A 23,791-nucleotide genomic window follows, 5' to 3' on the forward strand; every position below is an offset into this window, starting at 1 on the left:
TGGGTTGCATCGTACCTCGGCGCCGTGGCAGCTTTAGGTTCGATCAAATCCGTACCTGGCCACCCCGTGGCCGGTTCAAGCCTGGAGTCACGCCCCCTTGAGCACGCAGCCCACACAGGCCGCACAGCCGACGCAGGCCGTGCCGGCCGCGCCGTCCGACGCCCCCGACCAGCGGCGACGCCCCGCCCGCACGCCCGTCCTCGCCGCCGTCCTCCTCGCGGTCTTCGTCGTCCCGATGTCCATCTCCGGCACCGCGGTCGCCCTCCCCCGGATCGGCGCCGGCACCCACGCCGACCTCGCCCCGCTCCAGTGGGTGGTCAACGCCTTCAACGTGGCCTTCGCCTGCTTCACCCTGGTCTGGGGCTCGGTCGCCGACGTCATCGGCCGGGCCAGGGCCTTCGCCGCCGGTGTCGCCCTCTACGCCCTCGGCTCGCTCGCCAGCGCCGTCGCCGCCGACGTGCTCTGGCTGGACGCCGCCCGCGCCCTCACCGGCATCGGCGGCGCCGCGATCTTCTCCTGCGGCGCGGCGATCCTCTCCACCGTCTTCGACGGCCCGGCCCGCGCCCGGGCCTTCGCCCTCTTCGGCACCGTCGCCGGGGCCGGCGTCGCCCTCGGCCCGTCGCTGGCCGGCGTGCTGGTGCAGGGCCTCGGCTGGCGCTGGGTGTTCGCGGTGCACGCCGTCGCCCTGGCGTTCGTCCTGCTCGCGCTGCCCGCGATCGCCCGCGCCGTGGCCGCCACATCCGCCGGCAGCGGCGGCACCGGCGGCGGGCGGATCGACGTCCCCGGCAGCGCGCTGTTCGTGCTCGCCATGGTGCTGCTCACCACCGCCATCGTCCAGGGCTCCCAGTGGGGTTGGGGCAGCGCGGGCGTGCTCGGCCTGTTCGCCGGCGCGGTCGCCGTACTCGGCGTCTTCGCGGCCGTCGAGCACCGCAGCGCCCACCCGATGCTGGACCTCGGCCTGCTGCGCGACCGCCGCTTCCTCGGCCTCTGCCTGGTGCCGGTGGCCGCCTCCTTCGGCTTCGTCACCGTGCTCACCTACCTGCCGAGCTACCTGACCGCCGTCACCGGCCGCGGCACCGGCGCCGCCGGGCTGCTGATGCTGCTGCTCACCGCACCGGTGCTGGTCCTGCCGATGCTCGCCGCCAGGCTGGTCGCCCGCGGCGTGCGCCCGCTCACCCTGGTCCTCCTCAGCCTGGCCTGCCTGGTGGCGGGCGACCTCGCCCTCACCCTGCTCTCCCCCTCCGCCACCGTGCTGCTGCTCGCCGCCCCGATGCTCATCACCGGCGCCGGGATGGGGCTGTCGGCCGGCCTGGTCGACGGCCAGGCGCTGGAGTTGGTCGACCCGGCCAAGGCCGGCATGGCGGCGGGCTTCCTCAACACCCTGCGCCTGGGCAGCGAGGCCGTCGCCGTCGCGGTGTACGGCTCCGCGCTGGCCACCGTGCTCGGTACCCGGGTCGCCGACGGCATCGACGCCCACCCGGATGCCTCCCGGGCCGGCGAGGTCGCCGACCGGGCGGCCGGCGGGGACCTCACCGGCGCCGCCGAACTCTCCGGCGCCACCGACCACCGCGCCTTCACGGACTTCCTGGCGCACGCCTACGACTCCGCCTTCCACTCCGTGCTGTGGGGCCTGGCGGCCGTCGGCGCGCTGCTCGCCGTCCTCATCGCGCTCCTGCTGCGCGGCACCTCCGCCAGGACCACGGCCTGACGGACGCCGACCGGCCCGCCGCCACGAGGGCGACGGGCCGGGGCAGGAGCGGCGGGCGGATCAGCCCAGCGGCAGCTCCAGCCGGGACTCGTGCCCGTTCGGCGAGCCGATGGTGATGGTTCCCTGCTCCGCGGCGTAGGAGTACAGCTGGTCGCGGCTGTTGACGACCAGCGCCACCCGGTGGCCGACCGGCACGTCGTACGCGGCCGGCTGGAGCTGCCAGTCGACGGTGGTGTCCTGGCCAAGGGTCAGATCGAGCACGGTGTACGGCTCGTGGGTGATGATCCGCGCGGTGCCGTCCGGGGCCACGTCGAACAGGTAGGCCACCAGCGTGGCGGCCTCCTCGGTGCTGTTCACGGTCAGCCGGACCGACGCGGCGCCCCGGATGCGGCGGGCGGCCTCGCCACTGCCCGCCAGCGGGTCGGTCGACCAGACCAGCAGGTTCTGCCGCTCGAACTCGGCCAGGACGTACGTCCGGGGGTTGCCCGTCCACTCCTTCTGGCCCGTCTTCATGACCTCGTCCACCGCGGTGGCCTTGGTCTCCAGGCCCGCGGTGAAGCTCCGCGACCAGCCGGCGGCCTGCTTGTCGGCCAGCGCGCCGTCACCGTCGCCGTTGACGCCGGTGAGGTACCAGACCTCCGTGCCGGTGGTGACGTCCGCCCACGAGTCGTGGCCCTCCCTGCGGGCGGCCTCGGTGATCCGCTGCCCGCCGCCCAGCACGGGCTTGGTCTTGTAGGTGAACATGACCTGGTTGGTCACCTGCTTGCGGTTCGGCGCCTCGTTGTCGGCACCCAGCAGGTGGTGGTCCAGGAACTCGTAGGCCTCCCGGAGGGGCTCCGCCAGGCCGGGGAACGGCAGGTGGGTCAGCAGGCCGGACAGGCCGGCGCCCTCCGGCGCGCCGTGGTCGCCGATCCACAGGTTCAGCTGCTTCGGCACGGTCAGCCGGTTGTAGACGTCGATCACCGGGGCGACCGGGAAGAGGGTCTCGTGCCAGGTGTTGGAGATGTAGGTCGGGATGCCGAGTTCGTTGGTCCTGTCCAGGTACGTCTCCGGCGAGCGCTTGGTGCCCCAGGCGACCACGTCGTCGAGGTCGCGGTCCTGGTCGAACTTGTCGAGGATGTCCAGGGCCTCCTCGTCGAACTTGTCGTCCCGCTCCCCGCCGGTGAAGCCGACCAGCAGGTTGACGGCCTCCACATGCCGGGTGTCGTTGGCGTAGAGGCTGGTGGCCAGGTTGCCCCAGGTGCTCAGCGCGACCACGGCGGCCACCCGTCGGCCCTCGTCGTGCGCGGCGACCAGCTGGCTGATCCCGGAGCCGTAGGACATGCCGAGGAAGCCGACCTTGCTCGGGCTGAAGTGTCCCTGCGCATAGGTGATGACCTTCGAGCCGTCGGCCCAGTCCTTGGGCCCGGCGACGTCGACGCGCCCCTCGGAGGTGGAGATCCAGTCCGGGAAGCCGAGGCCTCGCGGGGTGTAGGTCAGCACGTGGTAGCCGCGCAGCGCCAGCTTGAAGTAGGCGTAGACGAAGGGCAGCCAGCCGAGCGGGTTCCACCCCGCGGGCAGGATCACGACCGGACGCGGCTCGTCGCCGTTCAGCTTGATGGTGAACGCCGACAGCTTGAGGTTCTCCTCGACGGGGATCCCCGTGACCTCGACCTCGGCGATCCGCCGCACCTGGGCCACCAGCTCGGCCAGCTCCGGCGGGAGCTCGACGCTCTCGTCGCCCTGGACGGCCGCCACCAAGGCGTTGCCGAGGTCGACGACGGCCTGGTTGACGGTGTTGCCAGGGCCCCGGAGGCCGCTGTCGGCGATCTCCGTGAGGGTCGCCTCGGTGATCGCCGGGATCGGCTGCCCACTGATACTGGCCATGCGAACCACCTTTTCCGTAACGGATGCTGACCGCATCATGGTCCGGAGCGACCGGATGCTAACTGATGCATCGTCAGATTCGCTCGGATAGGTGGTTCGCGGTCATCCTCCCTTGCCGATCGCCGAACCGTGGTACTCGCGCGTCACCCGAGCGTGTCGAGCGCCGAACCGATCAGCGCCCGGGCCCGGTCCCCGTACACCGCCGTGCCGGACAACTTCTCGAAGGCGTCCAGGTAGTGGGCGACCTCGCGGGGCCTGGTCACGGTCAGGCTCGCCGTGAGGGTCTCCACCTCCACCTGCTCCTCGTCGTAGACGCTGAAGGTCTCCAGCGGCCAGACCTCCCGCTCCGCGCCCGCCGGGACGATCCCCAACGAGACGGCGGGCAACGCGGTCGCGGCCAGCAGGTCGTCCAGCTGCCCGCGCATCACCCTGGCGTCCCCGATCCGGTGGCGCAGGACCGACTCCTCCACCAGCAGGGCGAACCGCCGCCCGCCCTCCCGGACGATCCGCGAGCGTGCGAGCCGGGCGTCGACCGCGTCCGCGACGTCGTCGGGGGTGCCGTGGAAACGGGTGATGGCGGAGAGCAACGCCGTTGCGTAGCCCCGGCTTTGCAGGAACCCGGGGACGAGGGAGGAGCTGTACACCCGGAACACCCTGGTGCGCTCGAACAGCGGTACGTAGGAGTTCTGCAGCCGGGTGAGCCCGGTGCGCTGGAGCCGCCGCCACTCCACGTACATCGACTCGGCGGAGCGCGTCGCGGCGATGAGGTCGGCCGACTCCTCCTCCGCCCCGCAGAGCCGGCACCAGGTGCGGATGTCCTCGTCGGACGGCGAGGTCAGCGCGTTGATGATCCGGGAGGACTTGGAGGGGTGCCAGCCGGCCCGGAGCGCCAGCTCGCGCCCGTTGAACCCGGCGTCGCGGCACAGCTCGCGCAACCGGTCGGCGACCTCCTTGCGGACCGCCACCGCGCTGCTGGACGGCATGACTGAGGGCATGGTTCACCTGCCTGGGAATTGTCGGGGTGGACGGCGCACTCCCCGTGCGGCTCCTACCGAGAAGCGTAGCCGCGCACCGCCGCCGCGCCCGAGCCGATTGCACACAGTTGCAGCGGAGTTGGGGAGCAGAACGGAAGGCTGACGAACGGCCGCGCGAAACCGGGTCGCCACCGGCCGGGACGGCGGGCCAGACTACCGGGGTGGACACTCGTCGGCCTTGCCCCTGCTGCGGCCATCTCGTCTTCGACGTCCGGGAGGGGTGGCCCGGTTCTTCCGTCGTCTGCCCGGTCTGCTCCTGGGAGGACGACCCGACCCAGCTCCGCCGGCCGCTCCTGCCGCGCGGCGCCAACAGCGTCTCGCTGGTGCGGGCCCAGCGGAACGTCCAGGAGTACGGCGCCTGCGACCAGCGCGGCCGCCGCTTCGTCCGGCCGCCGACGCCCGACGAGCCGCTCGACCCCGCCCGGCGGCCCATCGACCTGGCCACGGACGTCTTCGAGGACCGGGCGGACGAGGAAGGCCGCCCCTGGCCCGAGGACCGGTCGGTCTGGTGCTGGTGGCTGCCGTCCTTCCCGGGCGCCACCGAGGACCCGACACCGAGCGTGCCCCGCCTCGTCACCATCGACGTCGGATCCGTCCGCGACGACAGCGGTCTCCACGCCGTCCTGAAGCGCGAACTCGGCTTCCCGGCGTTCTACGGCAGGAACTGGAACGCCTTCTGGGACGCGATCACCGGCCTGGTCGCGATGCCCCGCGAGCTGCGCTTCACCGGCTGGGCCGAGCTGGAGCGCGAGGTCCCGTCCTCGGCCGCGCTGCTCCGCAGCCGGCTGGCCGAATTCGCCACGGCCGAGCGGGACTTCACGGTCGTCTATGACGAGTAGCCGACCGAGGCCGAAGCCCGTCCGGCGGGGCCCGTCGCGAGCAACTCCCCACCGGTGACGGCACAAAGGCCTATCGGCCGGCTCCTCCGCCCGGCACAATCACCGGTATGACGATCACCCCCGGCGTGCCGCCCAGGCGCAACCTGCCGATCGCCCTCGCCCGCAGTTTCCTGACGGGTGGCGTCATCGGAGGCTCGCTCGCCGGGCTGGTCGTCGGCGTCGTCCTGGAGAATGTGCCGCTGCTCGTCGGCGGCCTGGGCGTGCCGATCGGCTACGGCCTGCTGTACCTCCTCGCCGGTTGGCCGCGGCGGGCGCGGGAGGCGGCCGTCGTCCCGCGTACGGCGCTGGCGGTGGTCGAGGGCCGGACCGTCCCCGAGGGCCAGGTGACCGACCGGGCGGTGCGGTTCGACCTCACCGTCGTACCGGACGACGGGCCCGCGTTCCGGGTGGAGCTCACCCAGGACATCAACGTCGCCGACCTCCCCGACTACGTGCCGCGCACCGTCCTGGTGGTCCGCTACCCGCCGGACCGGCCGACGGGCATGCGGATCGTGAAGCGGCCGACCCCGGAGTGGGAGGAGCGGGCGGCCGGAGCCCGACTCGACTCCGCACCCGAGGCGACCAGGCTGAGCGAGCCTCCCGAGAGCCGTGCCGTCGGCTTCGTCGGGCTCCTCGGCCTGCTGCTCGCCGCCACGGCCGTCGTCTTCCTGTTCCGCGCGGACCTGTTCGAGCAGCGGCCCGCCGAACCGCCGTCCTCCTCGGCGGACCCCTCGGTCTCCTCCTCATGGTCGGCCGAGGTGGTGACGGGCGGGTCCGGCACCGTCGTGCTCGGCCCCGGCCAGTCCTTCCTCGACGACGGCGCGTTGGGCCGGTCGATCGACTCCGTGACCCGGAACGGCGAGTACGGCCCGGTGACCACCCTCCAGGTGACGGACAACCTGCTGGCGGTGACGTTCTCCTCGGCCGGCACGAAGGCCCGCGAGTTCGACCCGAAGTCGCTGCCCTACGAGCGGTTCCCCGCCCTGGTCGAGGAGGCCAGGACCACCCTCGGCGTCCACGCCCCGCAGACCTGGAGCATCACCGTCCTCCGCACCGACGGCCCCGTCACCATCACGGTCAGCGTGACCGGGCCCGGGGGCGCCGCCGTGCTGGAGGCGGACGGGCAGGGCCGGGTGCTGCGGCGCACCTCGGCGCACTGAACCACGGACAGGAACGGGACGCAGATGAACTGGCACGGAGTTCTGGCGCTGTGGTGCGGGGCGTTCGGCCTCGTCGCGCTGGTCGGGTACGGGCGGTCGCTGGCCGGCCTGACCCGGGCGCAGCGGACGGTACGGGTGACGGGGCGGATCGAACGGGTGCGGGAGCCGCGGAACGGGAGCTCCCAGGAGGACGGGATCGCGGTGGTCGTCCGCTTCCGGGATCCCTCCACCGGCGAGGAGTTCGTCGTCACGAACGACACCGGGACCGGCGACCTGATCACCACGGCCTGGGTGGGCCGGGAGGTCGGAATCCGCTACCCGCCGGGGCGGCCGCACGCCTTCCGGTTCACCAACAGCCCCCAGGACGGCGGGCGCGGGCTCGGCCTGCCGAACTCCGCCGTCCTCCTGATCTACGTCGGGCTGGTGGTCGTCGCCTCGATCGACTGGGGCTGGCCGTGGGCCCTGGTCGCGGTCTGCGGGCCGCTCACCGTCCTCACCGCCCTCCACCTGCCCGGGGAGCGGCGGCGCATGAGGAAGCGTCTCGCCGAGCTGGACGCCATGGCGTCCGCGACGGGCCGCGTCATCGCCGTCCTCAGGACCGTCGAGACCGACGCGGACGGCGACCTCCGCACCAGCCGGACGCCCGTCTACTCCTTCACCACCCCCGAGGGGACGGCCGTCACCGGCTACCAGCCCTCGTACCTGTCCGACACCACCGCCGTGTACGGCCAGGAGGTCGTGATCCACTACGCGCCCGACAACCCGGCCGACTTCACACCGGCCCTCGCCGCCACCCGCGGGTCCGTGGAGGCGAACCTCGGCTGCGCGGTCCTGGCCCTCGTCATCCTGGCCGCGGCGGCGGCCGCGGGAGCGGTCCTGCTCTCCCGGTAGCCCCTGGCCCCCGTCGCCCCGTCGCCCCCGGAGTGGGAAGTCGGCGCAACGGCGCGCCCGGGGCCCTGGTCTGGCTCGAACGGCACGGCGTCGACTTCACCGCCGTCCTCGCCCTGACCGGGCTCGCCATGGCCTGCGCCCTCGCCTGGCCGTGGGGACGGCGCCTCCCGCGCGGGCCGCTGCTCGCCCTGGCCTGCGCGGGGACGCTGCTGGTCCCGTACGGCCTGCTCACCGCGCTGCTCGCCCTCACCGGGGAGGGCGGCGGCGCGGCGGCGCCGATCACCGGGTGGGTCGGGCCGGCCGGGGTCGGCGCCTTCCTGGGGATCGGGACGGCCTTGGGCGTCGGGGCCTGGTCGCGGCTCCGGCCGCGGCGGCGCACGGGCGTCAGGGGTTCGTGACGGCCCGGTCGGAGTCGCTGCGCAGCACGCAGAACTCGTTGCCCTCGGGGTCGGAGAGGACGGCCCACCCCGAACCGTCGGGGTTCCGGTGGTCGCCGACGAAGGTGGCGCCGAGGCCGAGCAGGCGCTCCACCTCCTGGTCGCGCGAGGTCTCGGGCCGCAGGCACAGGTGGACCCGGTTCTTGACCGTCTTCGCCTCGGACACCTGGTTGAAGTACAGCACCGGCCCCTCCGCCAGCAGCACCTGCGTCTCCCGGTCCCCCGGCCGGCAGTCGGGGTCCAACGGCCGACCGGTCACACCACTCCAGAACCGCGCCAGCTCATAGGCGTCCGCACAGTCGATCGCCACGTTCTGCAACACCGAAACCATGCGCGCGAGTCTCCCCGATCCCCGCGCCGGACGCCACCGGGTCGCACCCGCTCCCCGCACCCCCGCCGAGGGCGGGACCGGCCCGTGAGGAGCGGCCCCGCCGACGGCCCTGACCTGCGGCGATACGTCCCGGGTGCAGGCCCTCACGGACGTGCCTACGGTGGAGGGAGTAGCCCAGAGCATCCAGGAGGTTACGTTATGACTTCCGAGAAGAAGCCCGTCCAGCTCACGGCACGCACGGTGAGCGGCCACGTGGTCGCCAACGCACCGATCAGCGGCGACTTCGAGGCCACGCTGACCGACACGGACGGCAAGCCGATCGTGGGGCGGCAGATCACCTTCTACAGCACCGCGAGCGGCCAGCGCGTCGGCTCCGCGACCACCGACCAGAGCGGGATCGCCAAGCTGAACTCCGGCTCCAAGATCCTCGATCCGGTCATCGTCGCCAGCACCCTCACCACCGGCTGCGAAGCACGGTTCGAGGGCGACGACGAGTACCAGGCGGCCTCCGCCCACGCCGGCACCGCGGTCGGCGTGTAGTCGGCGCCGTACCCGGACACGTGCGGAGTGGGAAGTCGGCCCGGCCGACTTCCCACTCCGCGCCACCCGCCGGACGGCTCTTCGGACGGCGATTCGGTCAGCGATGTGCTCAACCGACCGTAGGACTGCGGCGTTCGAGGAGGACCACGTCGCGCCACCGGCCGTCGCGCCGGCCGATGCGCTCCCGCGTCCCGACGACCCGGAACCCGGCCCTGGCGTGCAGGGCGAGACTGGCCGTGTTCTCCGGGAAGATCCCCGACTGGATCGTCCAGATCCCGGCCCGCTCGGTGGAGGCGATCAGCGCCTCCAGCAACGCGGCGCCCACGCCCCGCCCCCGCGCTTCGGGGTGGACGTAGACGGAGTGTTCGACCACACCCGCGTACGCGCACCGGTCCGACACCCGGGCCACCGCGGCCCAGCCGAGCACCCGGCCGTGCCCGTGCCCGTCCCCGTCTCCGTGTCCGTCGAGGGCGACGAAGCGGTGCTCGGCCAGGCGCGCGGCATCGAACGCCTCCCAGCTCGGCGCGGCGGTCTCGAAGGTGGCGTCGCCGCCGTCGATCCCGAACCGGTAGATCGCCAGGACCTGTTCGGCGTGCGCCGCCGTCATCGCGACGACGGTCACGTCCCCGTTCACGCCCCCGCCCCCACGCCCAGCTCAGCGAGCAGACCACGGACCCGCCGCTCGATCTCGTCGCGGATCGGGCGCACGGCGTCGACGCCCTGGCCGGCCGGGTCCGCCAACTGCCAGTCCAGGTAGCGCTTTCCGGGGAAGTACGGGCAGGCGTCGCCGCAGCCCATGGTGATCACCACGTCCGAGGCCCGGACCGCCTCGACGGTGAGGACCTTGGGCGTCTCGGCGGAGAGGTCGATCCCCACCTCGGCCATCGCCCGGACCACGGCCGGGTTGACGGTGTCGGCGGGCGCGGAGCCGGCCGACCTGACCTCGACCCGGTCGCCGCCGAGGTGGCTCAGGAAGGCGGCGGCCATCTGGGAACGGCCGGCGTTGTGCACGCAGACGAACAGCACGGACGGCTTGGACAGCTTGGACGGCAACACGGCCGCGGGCAGGGGCGGCTGAGGCTCAGACACGGGCGGACCCTTCGACGGCGGTGGCGGGCTGGGGGAAGTAGCGGCGGGCGGCGAGGGCCACGTGGACGAGGCCGATGAGCACCGGCACCTCGATCAGCGGCCCGACGACTCCGGCGAGGGCCTGGCCGCTGGTGGCGCCGAAGGTGGCGATGGCGACGGCGATGGCCAGTTCGAAGTTGTTGCCCGCGGCGGTGAACGCCAGGGTGGTGGCGCGCGGGTGGTCCAGGCCCACCGCGCGGCCCAGCGCCAGGGAACCGGCCCACATGACGGCGAAGTACACCAGCAGCGGCAGCGCGATCCGGGCGACGTCGAGGGGCTGTGAGGTGATCGCACGGCCCTGGAGCGCGAACAGGACGACGATCGTGAACAGCAGCCCGTACAGCGCGAACGGGCCGATCCGCGGCAGCAGCCCGGTCTCGTACCAGGTGCGGCCGCGGGCCTTCTCGCCCAGGCGGCGGGTGAGGTAGCCGGCGGCGAGCGGGATGCCGAGGAAGACCAGCACGCTGCGGGCGATCTCCCAGGCCGACACGTCGAGCGCCGCCTGTTCCAAGCCGAGCCACCCGGGCAGCACGGACAGGTAGAACCAGCCCAGCGCGCCGAACGCGACCACCTGGAAGACGGAGTTCAGGGCGACGAGCACGGCGGCGGCCTCCCGGTCGCCGCAGGCCAGGTCGTTCCAGATGATCACCATGGCGATGCAGCGGGCGAGGCCGACGATGATCAGCCCGGTGCGGTACTCCGGCAGGTCGGGCAGCAGCAGCCAGGCGAGGGCGAACATCACGGCGGGCCCGACCAGCCAGTTGAGCACCAGGGAGGGGATCAGCAGGCGGCGGTTCCGGGTGACGGTGTCGAGCCGGTCGTAGCGGACCTTGGCGAGCACCGGGTACATCATCACCAGCAGGCCGAGCGCGATCGGCAGCGAGACGCCGGTGACGGTCACCTTCGCGAGCGCGTCGCCCAGGCCCGGGACGAGCCGGCCGAGGCCGATGCCGAGGGCCATCGCGGCGAGGATCCAGAGCGCGAGGTAGCGGTCGACGAACGACAGCCGGCCGGCGACGGGGGCGGGGGCGGGCGCCCCGGTTGCGGCGCTCACTCGGCGGCTCCGAGCGGCACCGAGCCCGGTTCGAGCGGCACCGAGCCCGGTTCGAGCGGCGCCGGGCGGGTGAGGACGCCCGCGAGGCGGTCGGTGGTCTCGGGGACCAGCCGGTAGTACACCCAGGTGCCCCGGCGCTCGGAGTCGATCAGCCCGGCCTGCCGCAGCAGCTTCAGGTGGTGGGAGATCGTCGGCTGGGACAGGTCGAAGGCCGGGGTCAGGTCGCAGACGCACACCTCGCCGCCGGCGCCGGAGGCGATCATCGACAGCAGCCGCAGCCGCACCGGATCGCCCAGGGCCTTGAACAGCGGCGCCAGTTCAGCGGCCTGCCCTTCGTCCAGCGGGGCGCTCAGCAGCCCGGGGCAGCAGCCGTCCGCGCCGTCGTCCTGGCCCAGCACTCGGAGTTCCTGTTTCGACATGCTTCTATATTGACGAACGCCGATCCAGTCCGCAAGCTTGCATCGACGGATATCGATCCAGGCTCGATCCAGCCTGTTGGAGGCCACCATGTCCCGTGTCCAGCTCGCCCTGCGCGTCGCCGACCTCGAAGGCTCCATCGCCTTCTACAGCAAGCTCTTCGGCACCGAGCCCGCCAAGCGCCGCCCCGGCTACGCGAACTTCGCCATCACCGAGCCCCCGCTGAAGCTCGTCCTCATCGAGGGCGAGCCGGGCGAGGACACCCGCCTGGACCACCTCGGCGTCGAGGTCGCCTCCACCGAGCAGGTCACCGCCGCCACCACCCGCCTCCGGGACGCCGGCCTCGCCGCCTTCGAGGAGAACGACACCTCCTGCTGCTACGCCGTCCAGGACAAGGTCTGGGTGACCGCCCCCGGCAAGGAGCCCTGGGAGGTCTACGTGGTCAAGGCCGACGCCGACACCCTCGGCAAGAGCGCCGCCGGCGCCCCCGAGGCCTGCTGCACGGGCACCGCCACCGGCGAGCCGTCCGCCTGAGCCGGCGTGCGCGGGAAGTCGGCATGCGCGGGAAGTCGGCCCGGCCGACTTCCGGTGCACCGGAGCCACCAGGGCGCGCCCGACGCCGAATGAGGCGGCCGCCACTTCACCGAGGCCCTTCGCCCGAGCAGGTCCTAGGCTGGGCCGCATGAGCAAGACGCAGGTGGGCGGGGTGATCGGCCGGTGGATCCGGTCGCTGAACCGGGGGCAGGAGCTCTCGCACGAGGCGGCGCTGCGGCAGTCGGCCGTACGGATGCGCGGGCGGCTACTCCTCCACCCGGCGGAGGGGCCGTGGCAGGAGCTCGCCTACTGGGACCCGCTGCCGACCGCCCGGGAGATGGCCGACTCGGTGGGCCGCGGCCGTTGGGAGCAGCGCGGCAGGCTGAACGTGCCCGGCCCGTTCTACGTCGGCGAGACCGACAGCGGACTGAACGGGCCGTACTACCTCCCCGAGCACGTGCTCTCCGACGACAGGCACTGCGAGTTCGTCCACCGCCAGCCCGTCAACCCGCGTGAAGTGGCCGCCCTGGTCGAGATCGCCCACGACGAGCCCCTGGGCGGCTACGCCTGGGACGGCGACCGGCACTGGACCCCGCAGGCGGTACGCGACTGGTGGGCCCGCCGAGACGAGGTCCGCGCCTGGATCGCCGACGAACTGCGGCTGGGCGACGACAGCCGGAACGAACCGGACGCCCTGCGCCAGTACGCCGCCTACCTCGACGACGGACTGGAGGCCTACCTGCGCGGCTACCTGTTCTGGCTCACCGAGCACCGCGAACCCCGCGTCGGCGAGGCACTGCCGGAACTCTGACCCGCGGCGGCGGGCACGAGGAGCGGGAAGCCGGCCGGACCCGCCACGCCAGGGCCCCTGCCGGTCGGCAGCGGGCGGACCGCCGTCCGGGACGAGCCGTGCCGTGCCGCGAGGAGCGCGGGCGGGATGTCGCCGATGGACCGTCATGTCCGTTTAGGGTGGCGCCCATGACCGACCCGCGTCCCACCTCGGCCTTCCACGCCGCCAACGCCGACCCGGCGGACACCGACCGGCTGGTCGCCGCGCTGGACGCGCAGGCCGCCAACCCCGGGGTACGGCGCCTGCGCGCGTGGGCGCACGAGCGGCTCGCCGTACGCCCTGGCGAGCGCGCGCTGGACGTCGGCGCCGGCACCGGTTCGGAGACCCGGGTGCTCGCGGCGGCGGTCAGCCCGGAGGGCGGTGCGGCCGGCCGCACCACGGGAAGCGCGATCGGCGTCGAACCCCACCCCGGCCTGCGGGCCGTCGCCGAGCGGCGCACCACCGAGGCCGGCAGCCCGGCCCGCTTCCTGGACGGCGACGCGCAGGCGCTGCCGCTGCCCGACGGCGAGCTGGACGCGGTCTGGTGCGAGCGCGTTCTCCAGCACCTCACCGACCCGGCGAAGGCCGTCGCCGAGATGGCCCGGGTGCTGCGCCCGGGCGGCCGGGTCGCGCTGCTGGACACCGACTGGTCGACCTTCCTGCTGCACCCGGTGGCCCCGGACGTCCGTCCCGCGCTGGCCGCCGTCGTCCAGGGCGCCGCCGCCCAGCCGGAGGCCGGGCGCAGCCTCGCGGGCTGGCTGGTCGAGGCCGGGCTGACCGTCGACACCCTCGGCGCCGACGTCCTCCTGCACGACCCCCACACGGTCGGCGGACCGATCCTCCGCGGTCTCGGCGCGGCGGCCGTCGGCCGGGGCCTGCTCACCGAGGAGCAGCGCGACCGGCTCTACGCCGACCTCGACGCGGCCGCCGCGCACGGGGCGTTCCACCTGTCGGTGACGATGTTCGCCGCGATCGCCCACCGGCCCCGCTGACCGACCGCTCGAACGTTCTCCTGATCCTCAGGGCCCTCAAAGCCGGTGCAGCGCCGCCTCGCAGAGCCGGCACCGCTGCTGCTCCAGCTCGGGCGGGTACCACGGCTCGCCCGGCCGGGCGGGGCGGTAGTGGGCGTGCTCCATCGGCGCGGTGTCCAGCCCGCAGAGGGTGCGCGCCTGCGGGTCCTCCGGGACGTCCGGGTCCTGGCCGGCGGCGTGCACCGCGACCACGCCCGGCCCGACGCCCTCGGGGCCGAGGGCCTGGTCCGGGGCCAGTTCGAAGAGGACGACGATCGCAGCCACGGTCCCACCGTGGCGGGCGGCGGCCGTCCGCGCATTTCGATCTTCACCCCGCCGGGGCCGTCCGGCCCCGGATTGCCGGCGTCGTGAACCTGCCAAAGCAGTGGCCGCGTGCTCCAAGATGACAAGCGCACCACTCGCACGCCTCGCACGACTCGTACGACCGACCGGACCGACCCCGGATCAACCCCGGATCGACCCCGGATCGACCCCGGACCGACTGGACCCCAAGGAGCCGCACCATGGGCATCGCACGTCGTGAACTCCTCAGCTGGGGCGCGGGATTCGGCGCCGCCGCCCTCGGAGGCCTCGCCCTCCCGGGCAGCGCCTCGGCCTCCCCCTCCGCCGCCGCCTCGACCACCCCGCGCGGGCTGCCGACCGACAGTTGGATGAGCCGCCTGAACGGCAGCACCTCCCTCCTGGACCTCACCATCCCCGGCACCCACGACTCCTGCTGCGAGAACCCCGCCTACGGCACCGAGTGGTCGCACACCCAGAACTGGGGCCTGCCCCAGCAGTTGACCGAGGGCGTCCGCTTCCTCGACATCCGCTGCAACGGCCTCCAGGGCGCGCCCGACGAACTCGGGATCTACCACTCGGACAACTACCAGCACATCCGGCTCCAGGACGTGCTCGACCAGTGCCGCTCCTTCCTCCGCTCGCACCCCGGCGAGACCGTCCTGATGCGCCTGCGCAACGAGCGCGCCGGCGGCCAGGCGCTCGACGACACCGAGTTCATGCGGCGGATCAACCACTACCTCGACGGGCTCGGCTACCGCGACCTGTTCCACTTCTACGGCTGGCCGACCCTCGCCACCGCCCGGGGGAAGGTCGTCCTGATCGCCGACTTCACCAACCCGTGGGGCCTGATCGACTGGTCCAGCGGCGAGAACGGCTACTTCGACACCCAGGACCTCTGGCAGACCGGCGGCACCGACCCCCTGGGGACCAAGGGCCAGCGCATCGTCGCCCAGTTCGACAAGGCCTTCCTCAACCCGGGTTACTCGAAGATGTTCGTCAACTTCCTGTCGTACGCCGGTGGTTACTGGCCCAAGACCAGTTCGCAGTCGTTGATGGACCGCACCGTCTACCCGTACCTGAACGCCCGCACCCAGCAGCGCGCCCGGTTCGGCATCGTGCCGATGGACTTCCCGGACTTCCACGTCAACGTGCTGCAGATGCTGATCGACAAGAACTTCGTCTAGGCACATCGGCGACGGCACCATCCCTCTCGGCACCATCCGCCTCGGCCCCCTCGGCCCCCTCCCGCACCCGAGGGGGCCGAGGCGTCGACCGCACGCCCTCGGGGCCGCCCTTCGCGAGATCCCGCGCACGCCCGTTCCGCATCAGCCCGGGGATGTAAACCCGTGGGCCAATGCCAGGTGACCGATCATCAATCCGCAGGCCGATGCCGCCCCCGCGCCCCCCGTGACAGCGTTCCGCGCATGGACACCACGCCGATGGACACGACGCCGACGGGCACCACGCCGATGGACAGCACGCCGACCGCCCGCCCCACCGGACCGAGCCGCCGCCGCATGCTCGGCGCCGCCCTCGCACTGGGCGCCGTCGCGCCGCTGGGCCTCGCCCACGCCGCCTCGGCCGCCCCCGCCTCCACCCCCGCTTCCTCCACGGGCACCAGCACCGGCACCGGCCCCGACTCCCCCGGCCGCCTCACCCTGCCCGCGCCCACCGGCCCCTTCCCCGTGGGCATGGTGCCACTGCACCTGCGCGACGAGGCCAGGCTCGACCCGAACGCCCGACCCGGAAAGTTCCGCGAGCTGATGGCCACCGTCTGGTACCCGGCCCGGGCCGCGGCCGCCGACGCGTACCCGCTCGCCCCCTGGATGACCGACGGCGCCCTGAAGGCCTTCCTCGACGACGCCGGCTTCCCCCTCCCCCTCTCACTCGCCCCGCTCACCGCCGGCCACCAGGGCGCCCCCGTCCACCGGGCCGGCCGGCCGCTGCCCGTCGTCGTCTACTCGCACGGCGCGGGCAGCCACCGCGCCGACCACACCATCGTGGTCCAGGAGTTGGCCAGCCACGGCTTCGCCGTCGTCACCGTCGACCACACCCACGACGGATTCACCGAGTTCCCCGACGGCACCGTCGTCACCCGGGACGGCGTCGCCCCGGGGCTGGCCCCGAAGGACTACGCCGCCGACCTGCTCTTCCTCCTCGACCGCGTCGTCGACCTCGCCAACGGCCGCAACCCCGACGTCGACGGCCGCACCCTGCCGACCGGCCTGCTCGGCAACCTGGACGCGCGGAACATGGGCGCCTTCGGCTGGTCCAAGGGCGGCACCGCCGTCGGCCTCGCCATGGTCGCCGACCAGCGCATCCGCGCCGGGCTCACCCTGGACGGGCGGATGGAGTCGAACCCCGCCATCACCACCGACATCGACCGGCCGTTCATGATGATGACCGCCCGCTACACCCGGGCCACCAGCCCGTTCATCGAGACCTTCTGGGGCCACCTGCGCGGCTGGCGCCTCGACGTCCAGGCCACCGGCGCCATCCACAGCTCCTACGGCGACAACATGACGCTGATCCCGCAGGCGGGCAAGCTGCTCGGCATGACCGAGCAGGACATCCAGTCCCAGGTCGGCACCCTCGACCCCGACCGCGGCGTCCTCGTCCAACAGGCCTACCCGCGCGCCTTCTTCGACCTCCACCTGCGGGGCCGGCACTGCGGCAACCTGCTCGACGGACCGTCGACGGCCTTCCCGGAGGTCGTCTACCACCCGTAGGCCCGTACGACGGGCGGCCGTCACGGGGGTACGGCCGCCCGCAAGGCCCGCAGACGCTCAACTTCCCTCCCTGATCTTCGGATTGACCGCGCAGAAGTAGACCCGGCCAGTCTGCTTGTCGAAGTAGAAGCTCCCCGGGTACTGGGTCCGGGTGACCGACTCGTCGAAGGCCCTGCTGTGGAGCCACCTGGTCGGGTCACCCACCTCGGCGGCGATCTCCTCCGGGACACCGCAACCGATGGAGACCTCCTCCCACGTCCCGTTCGCCGTGATCTCCGCCAGCGTCGCCGACTCGACCTGTGCCACCCCTTGCATACTCACGTCGGTCGGCCCGGGAACCCACGTCACGGAGTTCTGCGTCAGCACCCGACCGACCCACATCGCCGCCGACAGCGAACCCAGCTGCGGGAAACGGCGCTTCAGCAGTTCGGCGTCGGCCAGGCAGAATCCGCCCGTGCAGCGGGCCCGAGGGCGGCCGGCCCCTCAGCACTGCACGACACGGCCCTTCTCGAAGCCGAGGTCGAGACGATCCTCGTCCGGCTTCCCGTCCCGCTGGACGGCCACCCGGTACGACCCCTGGAGATTCCTCGGGATCGAGGCGGTGTAGACGGTGCGCCGGGCCCCGGCCAGGTCGACCGCGTACACCTGACGGACCGGGAACTCCCTTCCCTGGCACGACAGACGGTCGATCGTCTCACCGCTGGCCATCACCCGCACCACCCACGACGCCTCCCCGTCGCGTTCGCGCAGCCCCGGGTCCACGAAGACGCCGACGCCGGGAACCCGCCGCCCGGAGGTCTCTTCCACCGTCTCACACCAACCCGCCATGACGCTCTCCGACGCGGCGCACAGACCTCCGGTCCGCTCCGCCTGCCAGATCAGCTCCGGCCCGTACCCGCCGTCGTACTCGACCAGCGTGAACCGATCACCCGCCGGCGCCGTCCCGTTCTCCTTCGCCGTCCGCAGGATCACCTGCTTCGAGCTCTCCGCAAACACCGGCCGGACCACGGGCGCCGACGTGACACCCTTGCCCGCCACCCCTCCGGCCCCACCCCCGCTGCACGCACTGGCAGCACACACCAGACCCACGAGAACAGCGCTCACCCTCATGGAACGTCCCACCACGTGACTCATCCCCCCGTGCGCATTGCTCAAGCCTTCGCCATGGCACCGCCGACCGGACGGCCCCAGTCTTCTCGGCCTGCCGGATCAGCGCCGGGCGAACTACGCTCTGACGATCAGCAGGAGGCCCGCCAGCAGGACCACCCCCTCCCGCGACTTCGGGAAGCCCCTCACAGCACGGTCACCTGTTCCTCCCCCGGCGGCCCGGGCCGCCGCCTCACCCGCCGTGCACCGCCCTCGCCCGCCCGGTCAGCACCGCGCCGGGCCGGCGACCCGATCCATGTTGAGCGTCACGCGGTCCTCGGCCGGCTGCCCGTCCCGTCGGACGGCCACCCGGTACTCGCCCTGGAGTCCGCGCGGTATCGACACCGTGTAGACGGTGTGGAGCACGCCGTCGACCGTGACCTCGTACGCCCGCCGCGCCGGAAAGCTCCGCCCCTGGCACATGACCCGATCGACCGTCTCACCGCTGGACAACAGCATGACCGACCACTTCCCCTCGTAGTAGGCGGCGCCGATGAAGATTCCGACGCCCGGGTTCGGCCTCGCGGCGATGTCCGCCAGCGGAACACAGGGACCCGAGCCACGCGACGATCCCGAACAGACCGCGCCGGTCCCCTTCGCCCGCCAGATCAGCCCCGGGCCGTACCCGCTGTCGTACCGGACCACCGTGGCCTCGCCACCGGCCGGAGCCCAGCCGTTCTCCTCGGCCGATCGCAGGATCCGCCGCCTCTCGACCTCCGAGAGCGTCGCCCCTTCCTCACCGAGCGGCCACGCGACCTCGGCCGCCACCCCACCGGACACGGCGCCCGCCGACGCCCCGCCGTGCCCACCGGACGCCCCGGTGCACGCACTGGCGCCACACAACAACCCCACCAGCACCATCCGGAACACCACCGAACGTCCCACCACGCGAATCGCCTCCCCCACCGAAGACCGGTCTCCTGCTCATCCCTCTGCGTACGTCAGGCTGCCCGTTCCGTTCTTCCTGCAGGTAGATCTGGCAGCCATGCCCTCTGTCGTAGTTCCGCAAGGTCACGAGAACCCCCACCCCGGCATCATCGACGCTCCCAGTCTTCCAGGTCCCTTGGTCCTCGCCGAGCGGTCCGGCGCCCGCCGCGGGCTCCTTGAAACAAGGGGACCAGGAACAACAGAGCGACGAGGGCCTTCACAGGAGCTCCCGGACAACCAAAACGTGACTCCCCGTCCGGTCGCCGTCAGGCCACCACCGCGGCCCCTCGCCGAGCGCCTCGTGCGTTCGGTGGGGGGCCGCGGTGGTGTTCGGAGGGCGAGGAGGGTCAGACGCGGCGGCCCTCGGTGGGGGTGGCGGGGACGGCCGTGGGGGCGGTGGTGCTGCCGGCCTTGGCGCCGAGGGCGCGTTCGACCTTGGCGACGGCGGTGCGGTACTCCATGGAGGCGGCCTGTTCGTTGCTGCCCTGGCGTTCGAAGTAGCCGAAGGCCATGGCCACCGTGCCGAAGCGTTCGATGCCGACGTAGCCGTTGAGTCGGACGCCGGCCAGGGTGCCGTCGAGGTGGACGGCGGGGGCGTCCTTGCGGTCGCCGAGGGTGACCGGGCTGACGGTGAAGGTCACGGTGTCGCTGGGGCCGGCGTTGAAGGTGATGGTGTGGCAGGTCTTCAGGGCGTCGGCGGCGGAGTTGAAGTCGGTGGCGAGTTGGTCGGACGGCTCGGCCGCGAGGGCCTGGGTGACCATCGGGTTGCCGTTCGGGCCGTCGAGTTCGGTCTCGGCGCGCGGGATCGCCGCGCCCGGCCGGGTGACGTACATGTTGATCAGGGCGCTGAGCGCGTCGCATCCGGTCACCGGGTTCGACGGGCTCGCGCTGGGGCTCGCGCCGGCGCTGGGGCTGGGGCTGGGGGTCACCGGGGGCTCGGTCCAGCCGGGGCCGAGGTCGGCCGCGGTCAGCAGGGCCGACTTCAGCTGGTCGGCGGAGGGCAGTGGCTGGGCGGTTGCGGCGGACGCCGGGAGGGCGGCCGGGCCCAGGGCGACCGCCACGACGACGGCCGCGGCGGTGAGGGCGTGGAAGGGCCTGGTCAGAGACATACGGGTCCCCCGGTCGAGAGTTCGGGAAGGGACAGGCCACCAGTGTCCCACCGGGGGCTGGGCCGGGCGCGCGGGCGGGGATCGGCGCAGGTCAGGGCCGGTCGGAGGCCACGGAAGCGTCGGAGGGGCCGGCCGGGCGGGAGGGCTCGGCCGGCAGGGTGTCGAGGGTCTCGGCGAGCCACTGCACCCAGAAGCTCTCCAGTCCGATGCCGGCCCGCAGCACCGCGTGCTGGAGCCGGTTCTCCTCGTCCGCCCGCTCGACCGGGAAGTCGCGCCGCTCGATCTCCCGGTAGTCGGCCAACTGCTCGCGGTGCAGGGCGAGATGGCGTTCCAGCTCGGCCGTCAGGCCGTCCGTGCCGACCACCGCGGCCGCCCGCAGCCGCAGCAGCAAAGGCTCCCGGACGGCGCGCGGAGCGGCGCCCTCGGCGGTCCAACGGGCCAGTTCGGCGCGGCCCTCCGGGAGCACCTCGTACTCCTTCTTCTGCCCGCGCACCGGCGCCTCCGGCCGGAGGGCCCGGATCTGTCCGGAGGCCTCCAGCCGGCCCAGTTCGCGGTAGATCTGCTGGTGGGTGGCGGGCCAGAAGAAGCCGATCGACCGGTCGAACCGCCTGGTCAGCTCCAGCCCCGAGGACGGTTTCTCCAGCAGGGCGGTGAGGATGGCGTGCGGCAGCGACATGCCGTCGATCGTACGGGGAGCGGGCAGGGGGACGGACGGGGCGAAGGCGGGGTACGGGCGAGCGGGACTGGCCGGGCTCAGCCCCGGGCGGGCGCGGGGGCGTGCCGGTCGAGCACGGCGCGCAGCCGGTCGGGGTCGGCGGTGCCGCGCTTGGGCAGGACGGCCAGGCAGGAGTTGTTCTTGTCGTTGCTCAGCAGGACGAACAGCCCCGGGGTCTCCACGTGGTGCGGGACCGCCTGCCAGGTCAGGGTGCTGGTGGAGTGGCGGTTGGTGATGGTCACGCCGGACGCTGCCACGGTGGCGGTGAACTCGCCCTTGTCGGCGGTCAACTTGTGGAACTGGCCGGCCTGCAGCCGGGGCAGCCAGAGGAGCAGGGCCAGCGCGGCGAGCACCATGAACACCGGCGGGAAGCCGATGCCCTTGCCGGTGGAGAGGTCGAGCGCGGCGATGAGCGGGCCGCAGACGACGAGCAGGTACAGGAACGCCCGCTGGCGCCGGCCCGCGCGCGTCGCCCGGGACCGGGCGGCCAGGGCCTCCCGGAAGTCCGCCACCGTGGGCGTGTACGCCAACTCGACCCGCTCGTCCGCCGCCGGCTCGTCCGCCATCGGCGCGTACGCCGTCTCGCCCTGCTCGTCCATCGGCCTGCTCTCCCCTGTGATCCGCTCCACGCCCCGCGCGCCGTGATCCGCGCTGCGACCTGCGGATACTAGCAACGGCCCCCGGGCGGACGGCGAGTGGTTTTCGGTCGGCGCCCCCGCTCGCGGCGGGGGCGCCGACCGTGCGGGACGCGGGGGCACCGACCGTACGGAACGCGAGGGCTCAGAGCGCCGCGGCGAGCTCGGTGCCCTGCTTGATGGCGCGCTTGGCGTCCAGTTCGGCGGCCACGTCGGCGCCGCCGATCAGGTGCACCGGCAGGCCGCGCTCGCGCAGCGCCTCGTACAGGTCGCGGCGCGGCTCCTGGCCGGTGCAGAGCACGACGGTGTCCACGGGCAGCAGTTGGCGCTCGCCGTCCACCGTGATGTGCAGACCGGCGTCGTCGATCAGGTCGTAGGTGACGCCGGGGACCATCACCACGCCGCGGTGCTTGAGCTCGGTGCGGTGGATCCAGCCGGTGGTCTTGCCGAGGCCGGCGCCGACCTTGCTGGTCCTGCGCTGGAGCAGGTGGACGCTGCGCGGGGGCTTCGGCCGCTCCGGGGCGCGCAGGCCGCCGCGCTCGCGGTACTCCGGGTCGATGCCCCACTTCGCCTGGAACACCGGCGGGTTGAGGCTCGCCGCGTCGCCCGGGTCGGTGAGGAACTCGGCCACGTCGAAGCCGATGCCGCCGGCGCCGAGGATGGCGACCCGCTCGCCGACCGGCGCGCCGTCGCGCAGCACGTCGAGGTAGCCGAGCACGCTGGGGTGGTCGATTCCCGGGATGTCGGCGGGAGTTCGCGGGGTGACGCCGGTGGCGAGGACGAGCTCGTCGTGGCCCTGCCCGGCCAGCTGCTCGGCGGTGACGGTCGCGCCGAGCCGCAGCGTGACGTCCAACTCGGCCAGCCGGGTGCGGAAGTAGCGCAGCGTCTCGTCGAACTCCTCCTTGCCGGGGATGCGCCGGGCGATGTTCAGCTGCCCGCCGATCGCCTCGGCGGCGTCGTACAGGGTGACGTCGTGGCCGCGCTCGGCGGCGGAGACGGCGAAGGCGAGGCCGGCCGGGCCCGCCCCGACGACGCCGATCCGCTTGCGCAACTGGGTGGGCCCGAGGACGAGTTCGGTCTCGTGGCAGGCGCGCGGGTTGACCAGGCAGGAGGTGATCTGGAGGTTGAAGGTGTGGTCGAGGCAGGCCTGGTTGCAGCCGATGCAGGTGTTGATGGCCTCGGCGCGGTCGTCCCGGGCCTTGGCGACGAAGTCGGCGTCGGCGAGCAGCGGGCGGGCCATCGAGACCAGGTCCGCGCTGCCCTCGGCGAGCAACTGCTCGGCGATCTCGGGGGTGTTGATGCGGTTGGTGGTGACCAGCGGGATGCCGACCTTGCCCATCACCTTCTTCGTCACCCAGCCGAAGGCGCCGCGCGGCACGGAGGTGGCGATGGTGGGGATGCGGGCCTCGTGCCAGCCGATGCCGGTGTTGATGATGGTCGCCCCGGCGGCCTCGACGGCCTGGGCGAGCCGCACGACCTCGTCGAGGGTGGAGCCGCCGGGCACCAGGTCGAGCATGGAGAGGCGGTAGACGATGATGAAGTCCTCGCCGACCCGCTCGCGGACCCGGCGGACGATCTCCACCGGGAAGCGCATCCGCCGCTCGTACGTGCCGCCCCACTCGTCCTCGCGGTGATTGGTCGCGGCGACGATGAACTCGTTGACCAGGTACCCCTCGGAGCCCATGATCTCGACGCCGTCGTACCCGGCGCGGCGGGCGAGTTCGGCGCAGCGGGCGAAGTCCTCGATGGTCTGCTCGACCTGCTCGGCGGTGAGCGCGTTGGGCGTGAAGGGGCTGATCGGGGCCTGGATCGCGCTGGGGGCGACCAGGTCGCGGTGGTAGGCGTAGCGGCCGAAGTGCAGGATCTGGAGGGCGATCCTGCCGCCGGCGGCGTGCACCGCGTCGGTGACCACGCGGTGCCTGTCGGCCTCCTCCTCGGTGGTCAGCATCGCGCCGCCCTCCCAGGGGCGCCCGGCCTCGTTGGGGGCGATGCCGCCGGTGACGATCAGGCCGACGCCGCCGCGGGCCCGCTCGGCGTAGAAGGCGGCCATCCGCTCGTAGCCACCGGGGGCCTCCTCCAGGCCGACGTGCATCGAGCCCATGATCACGCGGTTGGGCAGGGTGGTGAAGCCGAGGTCGAGCGGGCTGAGCAGGTGCGGGTAGCGGTTGCTGCCGGGGTGGGCGCTCATCGACGTCTCCTGGGGCGCGGGCGGGGAGTGGACCGGGAAGTGGACCGGGGGCGTTGTGGACCGGGGGCGTTGTTACCGCAGGGTAGGGGACGGGCGGCGGGGTATGCAACTAGTTGCATAAGGCTCTCCAGGGTCGCCGGAAGGGCCCTCCGGATGGCTCGAACACGGCGCCGGGGACCGACCGGACGCGTATCGTCGTGTCCCGGACATCGCGGGGGCGTC

At 73.1% G+C, this 23,791-nt stretch carries 26 protein-coding genes; 11 read left to right on the forward strand and 15 right to left on the reverse strand.

The window, feature by feature from the left end:
* The first annotated feature begins 97 nt into the window (after window positions 1-97).
* Entirely contained in the window at window positions 98-1,708 is a 1,611-nt protein-coding gene (locus tag ACFVXH_RS05475) for an MFS transporter (protein WP_387820357.1), read from the forward strand.
* Between the two features lie 60 nt (window positions 1,709-1,768).
* Here ACFVXH_RS05475 and ACFVXH_RS05480 read toward each other — a convergent pair whose 3' ends face one another.
* Together ACFVXH_RS05480 and ACFVXH_RS05485 are read right to left on the reverse strand one after the other, a co-directional pair.
* The gene (locus ACFVXH_RS05480; RefSeq protein WP_387820359.1) at window positions 1,769-3,574 is read right to left on the reverse strand and encodes a CocE/NonD family hydrolase C-terminal non-catalytic domain-containing protein; all 1,806 of its coding nucleotides are present in this window, start codon (window positions 3,572-3,574) and stop codon (window positions 1,769-1,771) included.
* Between the two features lie 143 nt (window positions 3,575-3,717).
* Complete coding sequence (locus tag ACFVXH_RS05485) at window positions 3,718-4,557, reverse strand: helix-turn-helix domain-containing protein (protein ID WP_387820361.1); 840 nt, start codon at window positions 4,555-4,557, stop codon at window positions 3,718-3,720.
* 212 nt (window positions 4,558-4,769) lie between these two features.
* Here ACFVXH_RS05485 and ACFVXH_RS05490 point away from each other — a divergent pair, with 212 nt between their 5' ends.
* The 4 genes from ACFVXH_RS05490 to ACFVXH_RS05505 all read left to right on the forward strand — a co-directional run bounded on the left by ACFVXH_RS05490 (window position 4,770) and on the right by ACFVXH_RS05505 (window position 7,935).
* Window positions 4,770-5,447, forward strand: coding sequence for a CPCC family cysteine-rich protein (locus ACFVXH_RS05490; RefSeq protein WP_387820363.1), 678 nt, complete (start codon window positions 4,770-4,772; stop codon window positions 5,445-5,447).
* Between the two features lie 107 nt (window positions 5,448-5,554).
* Window positions 5,555-6,646, forward strand: coding sequence for a hypothetical protein (locus tag ACFVXH_RS05495; protein WP_387820365.1), 1,092 nt, complete (start codon window positions 5,555-5,557; stop codon window positions 6,644-6,646).
* 24 nt (window positions 6,647-6,670) lie between these two features.
* Window positions 6,671-7,537 (forward strand): DUF3592 domain-containing protein, encoded by an 867-nt coding sequence (locus tag ACFVXH_RS05500; RefSeq protein ID WP_387820367.1) that lies wholly within the window; start codon window positions 6,671-6,673, stop codon window positions 7,535-7,537.
* 32 nt (window positions 7,538-7,569) lie between these two features.
* Window positions 7,570-7,935: a hypothetical protein gene (locus ACFVXH_RS05505; protein WP_387820369.1), complete on the forward strand. Its 366-nt coding sequence runs from the start codon at window positions 7,570-7,572 to the stop codon at window positions 7,933-7,935.
* Here ACFVXH_RS05505 and ACFVXH_RS05510 read toward each other — a convergent pair.
* Window positions 7,922-8,305 carry a VOC family protein gene (locus tag ACFVXH_RS05510; RefSeq protein WP_049651006.1) on the reverse strand — a complete coding sequence of 128 codons (384 nt, stop codon included), beginning with the start codon at window positions 8,303-8,305 and terminating at the stop codon, window positions 7,922-7,924. The two genes, ACFVXH_RS05505 and ACFVXH_RS05510, sit on opposite strands and share 14 nt — an antisense overlap.
* A gap of 198 nt (window positions 8,306-8,503) precedes the next feature.
* On the opposite strand from ACFVXH_RS05510, the gene ACFVXH_RS05515 reads away from it, so the two are divergent.
* Complete coding sequence (locus ACFVXH_RS05515; protein WP_117490663.1) at window positions 8,504-8,845, forward strand: hypothetical protein; 342 nt, start codon at window positions 8,504-8,506, stop codon at window positions 8,843-8,845.
* 109 nt (window positions 8,846-8,954) lie between these two features.
* On the opposite strand, the gene ACFVXH_RS05520 is transcribed toward ACFVXH_RS05515, so the two are convergent.
* Genes ACFVXH_RS05520 through ACFVXH_RS05535 form a run of 4 tightly spaced genes read right to left on the reverse strand, consistent with a single transcriptional unit; the run spans window position 8,955 to window position 11,446 of the window.
* Window positions 8,955-9,452 carry a GNAT family N-acetyltransferase gene (locus ACFVXH_RS05520; protein WP_387820601.1) on the reverse strand — a complete coding sequence of 166 codons (498 nt, stop codon included), beginning with the start codon at window positions 9,450-9,452 and terminating at the stop codon, window positions 8,955-8,957.
* Between the two features lie 23 nt (window positions 9,453-9,475).
* Window positions 9,476-9,934 carry an arsenate reductase ArsC gene (locus tag ACFVXH_RS05525; RefSeq protein WP_387820371.1) on the reverse strand — a complete coding sequence of 153 codons (459 nt, stop codon included), beginning with the start codon at window positions 9,932-9,934 and terminating at the stop codon, window positions 9,476-9,478.
* Window positions 9,927-11,027 (reverse strand): ACR3 family arsenite efflux transporter, encoded by a 1,101-nt coding sequence (gene arsB, locus ACFVXH_RS05530; RefSeq protein ID WP_049651011.1) that lies wholly within the window; start codon window positions 11,025-11,027, stop codon window positions 9,927-9,929. The genes ACFVXH_RS05525 and arsB overlap by 8 nt, the downstream gene beginning before the upstream one ends.
* Window positions 11,024-11,446: an ArsR/SmtB family transcription factor gene (locus ACFVXH_RS05535; protein WP_387820374.1), complete on the reverse strand. Its 423-nt coding sequence runs from the start codon at window positions 11,444-11,446 to the stop codon at window positions 11,024-11,026. The genes arsB and ACFVXH_RS05535 overlap by 4 nt, the downstream gene beginning before the upstream one ends.
* 88 nt (window positions 11,447-11,534) lie before the next feature.
* Here ACFVXH_RS05535 and ACFVXH_RS05540 point away from each other — a divergent pair, with 88 nt between their 5' ends.
* The 3 genes from ACFVXH_RS05540 (at window position 11,535) to ACFVXH_RS05550 (ending at window position 13,799) form a co-directional block, all read left to right on the forward strand.
* Window positions 11,535-11,978, forward strand: a complete 444-nt coding sequence (locus ACFVXH_RS05540; RefSeq protein WP_387820376.1) for an ArsI/CadI family heavy metal resistance metalloenzyme — start codon at window positions 11,535-11,537, stop codon at window positions 11,976-11,978.
* Between the two features lie 148 nt (window positions 11,979-12,126).
* Entirely contained in the window at window positions 12,127-12,789 is a 663-nt protein-coding gene (locus ACFVXH_RS05545; protein WP_387820378.1) for a ferredoxin, read from the forward strand.
* A 167-nt stretch (window positions 12,790-12,956) separates the two neighbouring features.
* Window positions 12,957-13,799 carry a methyltransferase domain-containing protein gene (locus ACFVXH_RS05550; protein ID WP_387820380.1) on the forward strand — a complete coding sequence of 281 codons (843 nt, stop codon included), beginning with the start codon at window positions 12,957-12,959 and terminating at the stop codon, window positions 13,797-13,799.
* Between the two features lie 36 nt (window positions 13,800-13,835).
* Here the strand turns inward: ACFVXH_RS05550 and ACFVXH_RS05555 are convergent, their stop codons facing one another.
* Window positions 13,836-14,102, reverse strand: a complete 267-nt coding sequence (locus tag ACFVXH_RS05555; RefSeq protein WP_053111985.1) for a hypothetical protein — start codon at window positions 14,100-14,102, stop codon at window positions 13,836-13,838.
* Window positions 14,103-14,341: 239 nt separating this feature from the next.
* Between ACFVXH_RS05555 and ACFVXH_RS05560 the strand changes: the two genes are divergently transcribed.
* Together ACFVXH_RS05560 and ACFVXH_RS05565 are read left to right on the forward strand one after the other, a co-directional pair.
* Entirely contained in the window at window positions 14,342-15,304 is a 963-nt protein-coding gene (locus tag ACFVXH_RS05560; RefSeq protein WP_387820382.1) for a phosphatidylinositol-specific phospholipase C, read from the forward strand.
* 240 nt (window positions 15,305-15,544) lie between these two features.
* Entirely contained in the window at window positions 15,545-16,849 is a 1,305-nt protein-coding gene (locus tag ACFVXH_RS05565; protein ID WP_387820384.1) for an acetylhydrolase, read from the forward strand.
* 57 nt (window positions 16,850-16,906) lie between these two features.
* Here ACFVXH_RS05565 and ACFVXH_RS05570 read toward each other — a convergent pair whose 3' ends face one another.
* From ACFVXH_RS05570 to ACFVXH_RS05600, 7 genes are all read right to left on the reverse strand, one after another.
* Complete coding sequence (locus ACFVXH_RS05570) at window positions 16,907-17,155, reverse strand: hypothetical protein (protein WP_387820386.1); 249 nt, start codon at window positions 17,153-17,155, stop codon at window positions 16,907-16,909.
* Between the two features lie 177 nt (window positions 17,156-17,332).
* A complete protein-coding gene (locus ACFVXH_RS05575) occupies window positions 17,333-17,845 on the reverse strand; it encodes a hypothetical protein (protein WP_387820388.1) in 513 nt (170 codons plus the stop codon).
* 375 nt (window positions 17,846-18,220) lie between these two features.
* On the reverse strand, window positions 18,221-18,901 hold the full coding sequence (locus ACFVXH_RS05580) for a hypothetical protein (RefSeq protein ID WP_074004114.1): 681 nt from the start codon (window positions 18,899-18,901) through the stop codon (window positions 18,221-18,223).
* A gap of 368 nt (window positions 18,902-19,269) precedes the next feature.
* Complete coding sequence (locus tag ACFVXH_RS05585) at window positions 19,270-20,031, reverse strand: hypothetical protein (protein WP_387820390.1); 762 nt, start codon at window positions 20,029-20,031, stop codon at window positions 19,270-19,272.
* Between the two features lie 91 nt (window positions 20,032-20,122).
* The gene (locus ACFVXH_RS05590) at window positions 20,123-20,707 is read right to left on the reverse strand and encodes a PadR family transcriptional regulator (RefSeq protein ID WP_387820392.1); all 585 of its coding nucleotides are present in this window, start codon (window positions 20,705-20,707) and stop codon (window positions 20,123-20,125) included.
* Between the two features lie 77 nt (window positions 20,708-20,784).
* Complete coding sequence (locus ACFVXH_RS05595; RefSeq protein ID WP_117490641.1) at window positions 20,785-21,345, reverse strand: YcxB family protein; 561 nt, start codon at window positions 21,343-21,345, stop codon at window positions 20,785-20,787.
* 181 nt (window positions 21,346-21,526) lie between these two features.
* Window positions 21,527-23,569, reverse strand: coding sequence for an FAD-dependent oxidoreductase (locus ACFVXH_RS05600; RefSeq protein ID WP_375874517.1), 2,043 nt, complete (start codon window positions 23,567-23,569; stop codon window positions 21,527-21,529).
* Window positions 23,570-23,791 lie beyond the last annotated feature (222 nt).

It is taken from the genome of Kitasatospora sp. NPDC058184, assembly GCF_042883725.1.
Lineage (GTDB): Bacteria > Actinomycetota > Actinomycetes > Streptomycetales > Streptomycetaceae > Kitasatospora.